Source organism: Vibrio sp. MMG023 (genome assembly GCF_021654215.1).
Lineage (GTDB): Bacteria > Pseudomonadota > Gammaproteobacteria > Enterobacterales > Vibrionaceae > Vibrio > Vibrio jasicida.
Genome location: NZ_JAKFZP010000006.1, coordinates 466,515 through 480,516 on the forward strand (window position 1 = coordinate 466,515; position 14,002 = coordinate 480,516).

Consider the following 14,002-nt stretch of genomic DNA (forward strand, 5'->3'; position numbering starts at 1 on the left):
GCCTTTTTCAATTCTTTTACTTAGCTAGTTACACCCACTGACCAGCAACAAAGCCGCTCGACCAACACCATTGGAAGTTATAGCCACCTAACCAGCCGGTTACGTCCATCACTTCACCGATGAAGTACAAGCCTTTGATGTTCTTACATTCCATGGTTTTTGAAGACAGGTGATCGGTATCTACGCCGCCTAGGGTCACTTCTGCAGTGCGGTAACCTTCCGTGCCGTTTGGTGCTACTGCCCAGCTCTCTAAACGCTCAACGATGGTCGTCATCTCTTTCTGGTTGAACTGCTTAAGTGGTTTGTCTGCTAATTCTTTACGTTCAATCAACACCTCAACCAAACGTTTTGGTAGCACTTTTGCTAGCGTGTTCTTTAGGGATTGGTTCGGATGCTTCTCGCGACTGCGTTCTAGTAGTTCAGCGATGTCGTCGTTTGGAACGAGGTTAATCGTCACCTTTTGACCCGCTCTCCAGAATGAAGAAATTTGTAGTACCGAAGGGCCCGACAAGCCGCGGTGGGTAAACAGCAACGCTTCTTTGAACATGGTGCCGTCTTGCGCGGTGATTTCTGCTGGAATCGCAATGCCCGATAGCTCAGCAAAATCTTCTTTGTCTTCTTTATGCAGCGTAAACGGTACTAGACCTGCCGTAGTAGTAATCACCGGAAGCTCAAACTGCTCAGCAATCTTGTAGCCAAATGGCGTCGCACCAAGCTTAGGCATCGACAGGCCGCCTGTTGCCACCACTAAAGATTCACACTCGATGTTTTCAGTACCGGCATGTAGACGAAAGCCCGCGTCGGTTTTCTCAATTGAGTGTACATCACATTGGTAACGCTGCTGAATATTTGGCATGTCGCATTCTGCCAGTAGCATCTTAACGATGTCTTTTGCGGTAAATGCATCAACACAGAACAGCTGTCCGTGATCGCGCTCTTCAAACTCGATGCCATGCTTGCTGACCAGCGAGATAAAGTCCCAGTTGGTGTACTGCGATAGCGCCGATTTCACGAAATGTGGGTTTTGACATAAGTAGTTGCTCGCTGAGACGTCGTAGTTAGTGAAGTTACAACGACCACCACCTGAGATAAGGATTTTACGTCCTGGCTTTTTTGCATGATCCAGTACGAGCACATTGCGTCCACGTTTGCCGGCTTCTGCCGCACACATCAAACCTGCCGCACCTGCGCCAATTACAACAACATCAAATTTCTTACTCATTGGTAACGCTCAATTACTTATTTAAATTGGTTTATACCCAAGTAACCTCGAGATGCTTGGTTCAGCGAGGATGACTTGGTTTGTAGACGCGGCGGCGATTTAAAGGTTTAGTGGGTCTAAATCAAAAATCGACAACAAAGTATACAAACCAAGGCAACTCGCCCTTCGGGAGCGTGTCATTGACCCGATTTCTACGTCAAACAACTTGGAAAGAGCTGGCTATTACGCTGCGTTGTTTTCCTTGAAGTCAAATCAATGACAATGCTCTGAACTCTGCATCTTGAAGTCACTTGGGTATATAAGTCCACAAATAAAAAAGGATGTGCTCATTGCACATCCTTGCTTTCTGCGGGCGCTATTCTAACGACAAATGTCGAATGGGAAAAGCGCTTAAATTCCAAGCACTGCTTGATGACCTAGAGAATAAAGGCCCCCAGTAGGGTCACACCGAGTAAAGCGGTCGATAAAATGAATAATCCGCGAACCCTTTCACACTTGCCAGTAAAGACTTCGTCATGATGATGGTCGTACTCTTTACTTTTTATGTAATGGAACAACCTCACTTGTTTAGTGACATTGCCATGGGTGGTGAAAAATCCATTGCCATCCACCTGCTGATAGAGCAAAGGATGCGCTTCACGCATGATGTAAATAAGAGAACGAAGAGCGGTGAGATAACGGACCATATTAACTCCCGTCACCACCATTAGCGCAAATAAGATTGTGTCTCCACTGATCATCTTTTCCTCCCTACATCTTCAATGATGCTCAAGAGAAAAAGACGATCAATGCTTCGTCCTTTACCCGCTACTTAGCGCGTTGAGAACGCGTTATGCAGCTGGAGCATCCATAATTGAAGATGAACCTTCTTTTGCCATTTGTGCCAGATCTTTGTCAATGAAGAACAATGCTTTGCCGTCTTCACCTACCAATTCGATCTTATCTAAAATCCCTTTAAACAACTTCTCTTCTTCGTGCTGTTCAGCCACGTACCACTGCAGGAAGTTAAACGTTGAGTAGTCTTGGCTTGTAAATGCAACATGCGCCAATTTGTTGATTCTTTCCGTGATCATTTGCTCATGTTCGTAGGTTTCACGGAAAACATCGCCTAGGCTTGCGAAATCATGCTTAGGAGCTTCAATTGCACCTAGGATTGGCATTGAGCCGGTTTCGCTTACATAAGTGAAAAGACGTTGCATGTGCTCCATTTCTTCTACGGCGTGTGCACGTAAAAATTCAGCCGCACCTTCAAAACCTTTGTCTTCACACCAAGCACTCATTTGTAAGTATAGATTGGATGAGAAAAATTCTAGGTTAATTTGCTCATTCAATTGTTCAACCATAGTTTGAGACAGCATGTTAACTCCTATTAATGTGCATGCAATATACCCAAGTAACCTCGAGCTGAGCAGGCTCAGCGAGGATGATTGGTCTAAAGTCACTTGGGTATAACCCACTATAACATGATTACTGAGGCAAGAGTTTGTACCCACGATATTGATATGAGATCACTTCAGCAAAATTATCTGACACTTAGTGCTAATCTGACACTATGACCTTATCAAGGAGATATCAATATGAGTTATAAACACATACTTGTGGCAGTCGATCTTTCAGACGACAGTAAAGTATTGATTAAGAAAGCCGTATCACTGGCTAAGCCTCTTGATGCGAAAGTCTCTTTCATTCATATCGATGTGAATTACGCCGAGCTTTACACGGGTCTTATCGATATCAATATGGCCGAGGCACAACATCAAGCGATGGAAGCATCCCGTACACAGCTGGCCAATTTTGAAGAGTTCGCAGAATATCCAATTACACATACTTTAGTGGGTAGTGGGGATCTGAATAATGAGCTGTGCGATACCATTCAAGACTACAACATCGATTTGGTCGTTTGTGGGCACCACCAAGATTTCTGGAGCAAGATTCTGTCCTCGACGCGTCAACTTATTAACTGCTCGCCTGTCGATATGCTGGTCGTACCGCTAAAAGACTAATTTGGATTGGCGCAACGATAAAACTTGGTTAGACTGCGGGCACCTTTGTTGTTGATAAAGATTCTCATCTATTATGGCTTATCTATCCGCAGTTACCCTACTTTGGGCATTCTCATTTAGCCTGATCGGCGTTTACCTTGCCGGTCAGGTCGATTCTTGGTTTTCTGTCTTCATGCGTGTCGCACTGGCGAGCGTCGTGTTCATACCTTTCTTAAAATTCCGTGGCGTAAGCAAATCTCTGATCGCGAAATTGATGATCGTTGGTGGCTTCCAACTCGGGTTAATGTATTGCTTCTACTACCAATCTTTCTTACTCCTTTCTGTACCAGAAGTACTGTTGTTCACCGTATTTACCCCTATTTACGTCACCTTGATTTATGACTTTTTGAAAGGCCGTTTCTCGCCTTGGTATTTGGTCACAGCAGCAATTGCAGTACTGGGTGCTGCGTGGATTAAATTTGCAGGCATCAATGAGAACTTCTTGATCGGCTTCTTGGTCGTACAGGGCGCCAATTTGTGCTTTGCTATTGGCCAGGTAGGTTATAAATACATTATGGAAACCGAACCTGTGGAATTGCCACAGCACACGGTATTTGGTTACTTCTATTTAGGGGCATTGTGCGTAGCGACCGTCGCCTTTGCTTTGATGGGCAACTTAGACAAGATGCCGACAACAGCAACGCAATGGGGCATTTTGACTTACCTTGGTTTGATTGCATCAGGCTTTGGTTACTTTGCGTGGAACAAAGGGGCAACCATGGTCAACGCAGGTGCACTTGCGGTAATGAACAATGCGTTAGTTCCAGCAGGTTTGATAGTGAACATTGTCATTTGGAACCGTGATGTTGATGTAATGCGACTCGCCATTGGCGGCGCGATCATCATACTGTCGCTGTGGATTAATGAGACTTGGGTGAAGAAGCGCGTAGAGATGAGTTACGCCAATAAGTAACACATCGATCCCAACAAACATTCCAACAATAAAAAACGCTCTCCAACTGGAGAGCGTTTTTTATTTGTTGATTCGATTAATGCATTTTGGCTTGCGAGCTTGCACTCATCAACGCAGTGGATGGCGTTGGTAACAATACTTCTAGCTTGGCATTACGCGCTTCAAGCTTGCGCTGACGTTTGAGCAATTTTTGCTGCTTTTTGGCTAACTTAAGCAACTTCTTTTGCTGCTTATAGTGTTTCTTAACCGCCTTCTTCGCCTTTTTCAGCGCTTTTTTATCTGACAAATCAAACATAGCTGGCGTCTCTAGCTGGGTAGTTGCGGCTGCGACTTTCGCTGCCAATTTTTTCTCTTTAACTCGTTCCACTACGCGCTTAACGATCGCCGCTTTTTCAATATTTTGCTCAGCCGTCATCATAATAGGTGCCTCTTGAGCAAGAGAATGACTTGGCAACGCTTCTGCCAATAACCCACAAGCTTGTTGTTCGGCAATTGGTTTATCTTGGCAACTCTGAGGAGGAATCGCAGCAGGCTTACACAAAGAATCTTTTGACGCAGAAGAGCGGGCACAAGAACGACAAACGAATTTAGGCGCAACCACCAAGCGGTGAATATCACCCAAACTCTCAGCGATTTGCTTTCGGCTCATCTTACATAAACGTTTCGCCATGCTACTACTCCAGCTATCTAGTTTCTGACTATCAGCGACTGCATCAAACAAAGTGTAATAATAATAATTCTTAGTTAGATATACAGTCAGAGTGCCGAATTAGCAAGAGAAAAGTATCAATAAGCTGAGCAAACGTCAGATACAAATACAGCGCCAAATCGGGCGCTGTAAGAAGAAGTTTTTTATTGTCAGTCGTTTAGTTGAATTACGCCATAGACGCCTTCACATAGACATCGAAACGATTCTTTTTAGTCTCAATCGCCATGCTTGGTTTTTGTTCATCTAACCAGTTGGCGTAATCAGGGCGCTTCACCACCACACGTTTGCTCGCCAATGCCATTGCTGGTGCCAGCAAGCCATCTGCATCAAGGTCGGCACCCACCAACGATTGAAACACACGCATCTCTTTCTTCACGAGTGCCGATTTCTTTTTGTTCTCAGGATGAGGGTACATTGGATCAAGGTAGACTACATCAGGCTGCACGAAGTCTTTATCTTGCGCTAATTGGTCGAGGGCGTCATGACTAGAAGCGTGGATCAGCGACATACGCTCTGACACCCAAGCACCAATTTCTGGATCGTGCTTCGCGCGAGCCAAGCCATCATCCAGCAACGCTGCTACCACAGGGTGACGTTCCACCATTTGGACTTTGCAACCTAATGACGCCAAAACGAATGCATCACGACCCAAGCCGGCCGTGCCATCTAGAATGGTTGGTGTTGCTCCTTTATTTAGACCCGCCGCTTTTGCGATCGCTTGCCCTTTACCGCCACCGAACTTGCGACGATGCCCCACTGCACCGCCAATCAAATCAACAAAGATCGCACCCAGCTTCGGCTCGTCCACTTTACGTAGCTCTAAACGATCTGTCGTTAGAACTAAAGCAAAGTCACTGTCGTCTGTGTGAGAAAGCTGCCAACGCGCAGCGAGTTCATCAAGGTGAGACTGTTGAGATGGGTCTTCACAAATCAATTGCAGTTGCAAAAGGAGGCTCCAGTAAAAATCGGTTTAACTGGCGCTGAGTGTATACCCAACCCGCCTCCAATTGCTAGGTTGAGGACAATCTAGGTAGAGAATAGTGCCGTCCGTTTAAAGTGGTTGAAGTGCTTCGACCAATTCAGCCAATGGCTGAGGGTGACCAATCGCATAGCCTTGTCCGTAATCCACACCCAGTGCTTTTAAGTGTTCGGTAATTTGGTCGTTTTCCACAAACTCAGCAACTGTGACCTTACCTAATTGCTTCGCAAGGTCGTTAATCGAGCGCACCATGACACGATCCATTTCGTTCGTGTTGATATCTCGCACGAAAAGGCCATCAATTTTCACGATATCGACAGGAAGTTGCTTCAAGTAGCCAAAAGAAGATAGACCAGAACCAAAATCGTCCAATGCAATCAAGCATCCCAACGCTTTAACCCGAGTGAAGAAGCCAAGCGCTTGATCAATATTGCTCATCGCAGCGGTCTCGGTGATCTCTAAACAAATCTTCTCACAAGGAATAGAAGACAGCTGCAAACGCTCCAATAAGAAGTCGATAAACTCTTGATTACCCATCGATTGGCCGGACAAGTTAATCGCGCAGCGACCGAGCTTTTCCACCACCTCGGGACGCACTTCAAACCACTCAAGTGTTTGGGTGATAACTTGCTTATCAATCCAGTGCGCGATGTTGTAGCGCTCTGAAGCTGGCATAAAAATACCTGGAGACAAGTAGTTGCCTTGAGCATCACGGATACGTACTAGAATCTCAAAGCACAGCGGCGAACCTTCACCACGCAAATTCAGTATTTGCTGAGCAAACAGTTCCAAACGCTTATTCGACAATGCCTCATGCACTAAGTTAACGCTCTGCATTTCGAGCTGGCGACGCTGCAGCTCTTCATTGTCTAAACTGAACAGGTTATAGCGATTACGACCCTGCTCTTTGGCGACGTGACACGCAGAGTCTGCCTGAGCGTGAACCATTTGTGGTGTCTCGGCGGTGTGGTCAATAATACGAATGCCCACCGAGCAACTCATGAACAAACGCGTGTCTTCCCAACGAAATAGCTGCTCGCTTAATGTTGAGATAATGTGTTTAGCAACGCTGATCGCGCCATATTCATCGCAATCCTTGAGCAATACGGCAAATTCATCACCGCCCATGCGCGCAAGCACCGCGTTATGAGGCAGCACTTCTTCAAGCATGCTAGCGCAAAACTGAATGGCCGCATCGCCTGCGTCATGTCCCACCGTATCGTTCAAGACTTTTAACTGATCGAGGTCGAGATAAAGCATGGCATGCACACGACGATGGCTTTCCACTTCTCGTAACGCCGTTTGCAGTTCGAGTTCAAAATAGTTGCGGTTGTAGGTATCAGTCAGCAGATCGTAACTTGCTTGATATTCCAGTTGTTTAGCAAGCTTTTTGGTTTCCGTGATGTCTTCACCGACGATCAGCAATTGGTCAGAATCCCTCAATGGACGGATATTTTCACGAACCCAAACAGAATGACCATAGGCATGACGATACTCAATTTCACGACGCCAAACCCCATGCATCACTTGCTGTGGTTGAAGTAGCACTTGGCGGGGGTACAGTGCTTTTTCGTCAGAGTAGAATGCACACAAGTGATGACCCAGCATATCCAACGGTTGATAACCTAAAAGCTGCTGAGCAAAGCGGTTCACCTCTTGAATCCGATTATTATTATCTAATGTCACCATCATCACAGGTTGCTGTTCGTAGTAACTACGCAAGCTCGACTCACGCTGATAAAGCTTGTCTTCCATTGCTTTTCGGCTAGTGATATCACGCGCTTCAAACAAGTATTGTTCTTGGTCACCCACTTGTTGAGAAAACGGCTTTAACGACACTTCCAGTACCATCGCGCCATGTTCTGTGCTCCAAATTTCAGCTTCAAAGGTCGCCACATTACGATTCTGAGACTGAAAATAGTTGGCGAGCAACTGACGTGCTTCTTCACTCCAGTGTTTATGATGCCAAAGTGGACGATCGAGACGTATATCCTGATGATAAAGCAAAGACTGCAGACGATCGTTGCCCGAGTTGAGCAAACCATGGTGGTCGAGAATCCCCATATACTGCATGCTCTGGTCGAATACCGACTCCAAAATCGCTTGGCTTTCACGGGCAATGCTCTCGCTACGGCGAATACGCTGCAAGTAGTAACTCAGCAGCAGAATCACCATCACCATGACGATAAATAGGCTACCAAACAATTTGATCTCTTTTGCGTAGCGCTCGGTAAATTCTGCGGGCTTATTGAAGAACACCGACGATGCCTCTTGTTCAGCCCCCAACCCCCAGCGAACGACCGATTGGTAATCGAGTTTAATGTCCGATTCCGCGCGTACTACCGCTGGCAACGGCCGCGTTGGGTTATCCAGCACATAGGCCAATAACTTTGCCGCCTCAAAACCTTGACGATAACCACTTTGAATCACACCACCCACAGCACCATGACCCAACCCAATATCGTGCACCATAAATAAAGGCGCGTTCGATGCTTGATTGATGTCTCGCCAATCTTTGTCCGTGGCAACATTGCCATCAATATCGCGGTAGTAAGTCCAAAATAGCACCACATTCTCAATGTTCAGTCGCGAAACTTCCTGTTTCAACATATCGACATTGTCAGGAACAAGATGACGAACTTTGTCGCGATATTGCGGGTTTTTATCAAGAAATTCTTCTATTTGAGCTCGAAGCGCTAATCCAGTGACCGAATGATCACTAACGACAAGAATCTGCTTATGCTTTGGGTGTAATCGCTCGATAAGCGTAAGGTTGGCAAGCAAATCAATATCTTCGATCACGCCTGTGGCTTTTAGTCCCTGATGCAAAGTAGGAATGTAATTGTTGATACCACTAAAAATGACTGGCGTATTTTGCAATACATCTGACAAACGCTGCATCAGAGCAAGTGCATTGTTATCACTGACGACAATCGCATCGAAATGCTCTTCGCTCAGCTTGGTGCGATAAAGTGATTCGAGTTGATTGAAGAACTGCTGGCTTTGGCTGCGCTTAGAGTCAAGGTACAAAACTCGAATATCGAGTGGGTGATCTTCAAGTTGCTGGGCAAAACCGCGCTGAACAGAGTCGGTCCAAAAGAAACCTTGGTGGTAGGAATGTACAACAAGTACTTTTTGCTCTTGCGCCGATACGATCGCACTGCACAACATCGCGATAAAAAACAGAAAAAGTGGCACATCAACTCCATGACATCAGAGCTACCTCGCGGTTATCCCTGCTAAAACCTTGTGAATCCGGCCCGCTGTGCGTATAAAATGAATTTCACACCTCATACCCAACGGAAAACATTGTATGAATGCGACGCTGCCGAAACTCGACGATCTTGATCGTGCCATTCTAAAAACGCTGATGGCCGATGCTCGAACGCCTTATGCAGAAATGGCAAAACAATTTGATGTTAGCCCTGCAACGATCCACGTTCGTATCGAGAAAATGAAAGCGGCGGACATCATCGAAGGTACTGAGGTGATCGTCAACACCAAAAAGCTAGGATATGACGTATGTTGCTTTATTGGCATCAATCTCAATGCCGCACGTGACTATCACTCTGCGTTGGAAAAACTCAACGCCCTCGATGAAGTGGTGGAAGCTTACTACACCACGGGCGCGTATAACATATTCGTCAAATTGATGTGCAAATCGATTGAAGAACTGCAGTTTGTATTGATTGATAAGCTGCAGGCTATTGATGAAGTCCAATCTACAGAGACCCTGATTTCGCTGCAAAACCCAATTAATCGCAACGTAAATCCATAAGACGCTGAATCCATAAAATAAAAGCCGAATCAAAAAATAAAAAGGGCAGCCACTTGGCTGCCCTTTTTCATTCTCAATCGAGATTATGCTGCGATACCGGAATGACGCAGTAGTGCATCGATTTCTGGCTCACGACCTCGGAAGCGTTTAAATAGCTCCATTGGCTCTTCACTGCCACCCATTTCTAAGATGTTGTTCAGGAAGCTCATGCCCGTTTCTTTGTTGAAGATACCTTCTTCTTCGAAACGAGAGAACGCGTCTGAAGACAATACTTCTGCCCATAGGTAGCTGTAGTAACCCGCGCTATAACCACCAGCAAAAATATGACCAAAGCTGTGTGAGAATCGAGCCCACTCAACCGCAGGCAGTACCGCAACTTTCTGCTTCACATCTGCCAAGGTTTCAAGAACGCGAGCACCCACTTCTGGGTCGTACTCTGTGTGCAGAGTGAAATCGAATAAGCCGAACTCAAGTTGACGTAGGATGCCCATCGCCGACTGGAAGTTCTTCGCCGCAAGCATCTTATCTAACATCGCTTTTGGTAGAGGCTCGCCAGTCTCGTAGTGGCCAGAAATGAACGCCAGCGCATCTTCTTCCCAACACCAGTTTTCTAAGAACTGACTTGGTAACTCAACCGCATCCCAAGGCACACCATTGATACCCGATACCGCGCCTGTTTCTACTTGCGTCAGCATGTGATGGATGCCGTGACCGAACTCGTGGAACAAAGTCACCACTTCATCGTGCGTAAACAGCGCTGGCTTATCACCAACAGGGCGGTTGAAGTTACACGTTAGGTAAGCAACCGGCGTTTGTAGCTCGCCAGATAGCGTCACTCGACGACCACGACAGTCATCCATCCATGCACCACCACGCTTGTGCTCACGTGCGTAAAGGTCTAGGTAGAAACTGCCTCGTAATGTGCCTTCACTATCAAAGATATCGAAAAAGCGTACTGACTCGTGCCAAGTGTCCACACCTTCGCGCTCAGTCACAGTCATACCGAATACGCGGTTTAGCACTTCAAACAAACCACTTACTGCCTTTGATTCAGGGAAGTAAGGACGCAGTTCTTCATCCGAGATTTGGAACAAGTGCTGCTTTTGCTTCTCGCTGTAATAGGCAATGTCCCATACGTTTAGCTCAGTCACACCGAATTCACTCTCAGCAAACTGACGCAATTCTTCCACTTCACGTTCGCCTTGTGGCTTCGCTTTGGTCGCTAAATCGTTTAGGAAGCCAAGTACCTGCGAAGGATTCTCGGCCATTTTGGTTGCCAGTGACTTTTCGCTGTAAGTGTTGAAACCCAACATGCGAGAGATTTCATGACGCAGTTTTAGCTGCTCTGTGATGATTTCTGAGTTGTCCCATTTGCCTGCGTTAGGGCCACGATCAGAAGCGCGCGTTACGTATGCTTCGTACAACTCTCGACGTAGTTCTTGGTTGTCACAGTACGTCATGACTGGCAGGTAAGAAGGGATATCTAAAGTAATTAGGTAGCCGTCGAGCTCTTTCGCTTCTGCTGCGGCTTTCGCTGCAGCAAGCGCTGACTCTGGCATACCCGCAAGATCTTTTTCGTCGGCAACGTGCTTAGTCCATCCCATGGTGGCATCCAGCACATTGTTAGAGAATTTTGAGCTCAACTCAGACATACGCTTGCTAATTTCACCGTAGCGATGTTGCTCGTCTGATGGTAAACCGATGCCTGAAAGCTCGAAGTCACGCAGTGAATCAGAAATAGTCTTCTGCTGTGCACGCGTCAGCGTCGTGTACTCTTCACTTGCTTTGATCGCTTTATACGCTTCGTACAGACCTTTGTGCTGACCAACCCAAGTGCCGTATTCAGACAAAATTGGGAGACAGCTTTCATACGCTTCACGTAACGCTTCACTGTTTACGACCGAGTTCATATGGCCGACTGGGGACCAAACACGACTCAAACGATCATCAGCTTCTTCAATAGGAGCAATAACACTTACCCAGCTTGGGTTGGCGTTGTCTTTCAGTACCTCGTCAATCTTGGCACGACAATCCGCAATCACCTGCTCGACTGCAGGTTTAATATGTTCTGGTTTGATTTGCGAAAACGGAGGAAGATCCGTAAACGTAAGAAGTGGATTAGACATGAATAATTCCTTTTGTGTTTTGGCTCTGTAATTGCCTATTCGTATTTGCATAAAAATAAGCGCACCCAATGCACAGGCAAGCCAACAACATGGATGGGGGGATTTCCGTTCCCTTTCTCTATGCTGCGATGACCGAAGGGGCCAAAGAGAGCTTACTCTGTCCTTGAGTGTTGTTATGCCTAAGTCAAGCTAAGCACTCTGTTGGAGCATGGCAATTCGACTTAGGTTCAATTTGTTTACTCATACTAAGTATGGGTGACTTAAAGAAATTTCAATACCATCCTTCTATCAGTTCAACTGATTTGAATCGAAGTTCTACATCTTCAAGTTACTTGAGTATAATACCGCCATCGCGCAAAAATCACAGACCACACTCAGTCAAAGAGTGTTTCGAGAGTTTAATTTGTTAAGTTACCGCCACAGCTTCCACGCTGGCAACCATGCTGACGTGGTAAAACACATCGTTCAAAGCCTCATTCTTGATGCACTAAAGCAGAAAGATAAGCCGTTTGTTTATCACGATACCCACTCGGGTGTGGGACGTTACGATCTGACTCACGAATGGTCTGAGAAAACGGGCGAATACAAACAAGGCATCGCACGTATTTGGGACAACCCAAACATCCCTGAAGAGATTGCAAGCTACATCGATTCAATCAAAACATTGAACAACGGTGAGAATCTGCGTTACTACCCAGGTTCACCACGCGTTGCACGTGCGCAAATCCGCCTGCAAGACCGCATGGTTCTAACTGAATTGCACCCAGCCGATCACCCATTGCTTGAGCAAGAGTTCCACCGCGATCGCCAAGTGAGCATCTACAAAGAAGATGGCTTTAAGCGTCTGAAAGGCAGTTTGCCACCACAAGAACGCCGTGGTTTGGTGCTGATTGATCCTCCATACGAGCTCGCAAAAGAGTACCGTGACGTAGTACAAGCGATTTTCCAAAGCCATAAACGTTGGGCGACGGGTATCTACGCAATTTGGTACCCAGTGGTAAACCGCTGCGATATCGAAGATATGATTGAAGGCCTAGAAGGCTTGGGGATCACTAAAATCCTGCAAATCGAGCTTGGTGTCTCTCCCGACACCAACGAACGCGGCATGACCGCATCGGGTATGATCGTGATTAACCCGCCGTGGAAACTGGAAAGCCAGATGAAAGAGATTCTGCCATTCCTACAAGAAGCGATCGCACCAGCAACCGGCCACTGGAAAGTCGACTGGATCGTTCCAGAATAAAAAACACTGAATTTCAGAATCTTAAAGCGCAACGATGACCTCGTTGCGCTTTTTTATTTTCTAAAAATTTTCGTCTGCGCTTCGTCTTTTCTTTTTTGCCTGCGTCTTAGGGATGTAAACAAGCTAAAACATAGAGAGAAATGACCATGCTTAAAGTTATCAGTTTTAAAATTTGCCCATTTGTTCAACGCGTAACCGCGGCACTAGAAGCAAAACAGATCCCTTACGAGATTGAATACATCAATTTAAAAGACAAACCACAATGGTTCCTAGACATCTCACCAAACGGTCAAGTGCCTGTGATGGTGACAGAATCTGGCACGGCACTGTTTGAGTCGGATGCAATCATCGAATACATCGAAGACGAATACGGTCCGTTAGAGCAAGGCGTGACAAACGAACAACGCGCACTAGACCGAGCATGGAGCTACCTAGGTTCTAAACACTACTTACCTCAGTGCGGCACCATGGGCAGCAAAGACCAAGCAACCTTCGAAGAACGTGCAGAGAAGCTGATCAAAGCGTTCCAAAAAGCAGAAAACCAACTGTCTGGTAAAACCAAGTTCTTCAAATCCGATGAACTAAGCAATGTAGACATGGCGTGGCTGCCACTTCTGCACCGCGCAGCAATCGTCAAAGCGCACTCTGGTTACGACTTCTTCTGTGGTCTGCCAAAAATGCAGGCATGGCAAAAGCACATCCTAGAATCAGGATTGGTAGAGAAGACTGTATCGGAAGATTTCGTGCAGCTGTTTAGCAACTTCTACCTCACCAACACTTATCTAGCAGATGGTAAGGACGTGCAAGCCCAGTCAGGCTGTGGCACATCAAGCTGCTGCGGTTAATGCTTTTCCTCTCCCCTGAGCATGAAAAACACCAAGCGGAATAGCGCCTTATTCCGCTTTGCTATCCTTTCATCGCTATTTGTCATAAGCAATGTCACTTTTTCCCATTTAGGAAATTGCTAGACTCGATTTATGATAGGGACAT

Annotated in this window: 12 protein-coding genes; 5 read left to right on the forward strand and 7 right to left on the reverse strand. The window is 46.3% G+C overall.

Annotation, left to right across the window (positions count from 1 at the left end):
• Positions 1 to 28 precede the first annotated feature (28 nt).
• The 3 genes from L1076_RS20810 to ftnA all read right to left on the reverse strand — a co-directional run bounded on the left by L1076_RS20810 (position 29) and on the right by ftnA (position 2,580).
• On the reverse strand, positions 29 to 1,222 hold the full coding sequence (locus tag L1076_RS20810) for an NAD(P)/FAD-dependent oxidoreductase (RefSeq protein ID WP_045409227.1): 1,194 nt from the start codon (positions 1,220 to 1,222) through the stop codon (positions 29 to 31).
• A gap of 416 nt (positions 1,223 to 1,638) precedes the next feature.
• Positions 1,639 to 1,962 carry a universal stress protein UspB gene (gene uspB, locus L1076_RS20815; RefSeq protein ID WP_038869975.1) on the reverse strand — a complete coding sequence of 108 codons (324 nt, stop codon included), beginning with the start codon at positions 1,960 to 1,962 and terminating at the stop codon, positions 1,639 to 1,641.
• A 90-nt stretch (positions 1,963 to 2,052) separates the two neighbouring features.
• Complete coding sequence (gene ftnA, locus L1076_RS20820; protein ID WP_038869973.1) at positions 2,053 to 2,580, reverse strand: non-heme ferritin; 528 nt, start codon at positions 2,578 to 2,580, stop codon at positions 2,053 to 2,055.
• Positions 2,581 to 2,799: 219 nt separating this feature from the next.
• Here ftnA and uspA point away from each other — a divergent pair, with 219 nt between their 5' ends.
• A complete protein-coding gene (gene uspA / locus L1076_RS20825) occupies positions 2,800 to 3,225 on the forward strand; it encodes a universal stress protein UspA (protein WP_038869971.1) in 426 nt (141 codons plus the stop codon).
• Between the two features lie 73 nt (positions 3,226 to 3,298).
• On the forward strand, positions 3,299 to 4,177 hold the full coding sequence (locus tag L1076_RS20830; RefSeq protein ID WP_237304386.1) for a carboxylate/amino acid/amine transporter: 879 nt from the start codon (positions 3,299 to 3,301) through the stop codon (positions 4,175 to 4,177).
• Between the two features lie 76 nt (positions 4,178 to 4,253).
• Here the strand turns inward: L1076_RS20830 and L1076_RS20835 are convergent, their stop codons facing one another.
• The 3 genes from L1076_RS20835 to L1076_RS20845 all read right to left on the reverse strand — a co-directional run bounded on the left by L1076_RS20835 (position 4,254) and on the right by L1076_RS20845 (position 9,063).
• Entirely contained in the window at positions 4,254 to 4,847 is a 594-nt protein-coding gene (locus tag L1076_RS20835; protein WP_045399507.1) for a hypothetical protein, read from the reverse strand.
• A gap of 205 nt (positions 4,848 to 5,052) precedes the next feature.
• Positions 5,053 to 5,832 (reverse strand): class I SAM-dependent methyltransferase, encoded by a 780-nt coding sequence (locus tag L1076_RS20840; RefSeq protein WP_038869965.1) that lies wholly within the window; start codon positions 5,830 to 5,832, stop codon positions 5,053 to 5,055.
• Positions 5,833 to 5,937: 105 nt separating this feature from the next.
• Positions 5,938 to 9,063, reverse strand: a complete 3,126-nt coding sequence (locus L1076_RS20845) for an EAL domain-containing protein (RefSeq protein ID WP_237304387.1) — start codon at positions 9,061 to 9,063, stop codon at positions 5,938 to 5,940.
• A 115-nt stretch (positions 9,064 to 9,178) separates the two neighbouring features.
• Here L1076_RS20845 and asnC point away from each other — a divergent pair, with 115 nt between their 5' ends.
• Complete coding sequence (asnC, locus tag L1076_RS20850) at positions 9,179 to 9,643, forward strand: transcriptional regulator AsnC (protein ID WP_038869962.1); 465 nt, start codon at positions 9,179 to 9,181, stop codon at positions 9,641 to 9,643.
• Positions 9,644 to 9,726: 83 nt separating this feature from the next.
• Here asnC and prlC read toward each other — a convergent pair whose 3' ends face one another.
• On the reverse strand, positions 9,727 to 11,769 hold the full coding sequence (prlC, locus tag L1076_RS20855; RefSeq protein ID WP_042604068.1) for an oligopeptidase A: 2,043 nt from the start codon (positions 11,767 to 11,769) through the stop codon (positions 9,727 to 9,729).
• A gap of 403 nt (positions 11,770 to 12,172) precedes the next feature.
• Here prlC and L1076_RS20860 point away from each other — a divergent pair, with 403 nt between their 5' ends.
• The gene (locus tag L1076_RS20860; protein ID WP_237304388.1) at positions 12,173 to 13,012 is read left to right on the forward strand and encodes a 23S rRNA (adenine(2030)-N(6))-methyltransferase RlmJ; all 840 of its coding nucleotides are present in this window, start codon (positions 12,173 to 12,175) and stop codon (positions 13,010 to 13,012) included.
• 146 nt (positions 13,013 to 13,158) lie between these two features.
• Positions 13,159 to 13,857 (forward strand): glutathione S-transferase family protein, encoded by a 699-nt coding sequence (locus tag L1076_RS20865; protein ID WP_237304389.1) that lies wholly within the window; start codon positions 13,159 to 13,161, stop codon positions 13,855 to 13,857.
• The last annotated feature ends 145 nt before the right edge of the window (positions 13,858 to 14,002 follow it).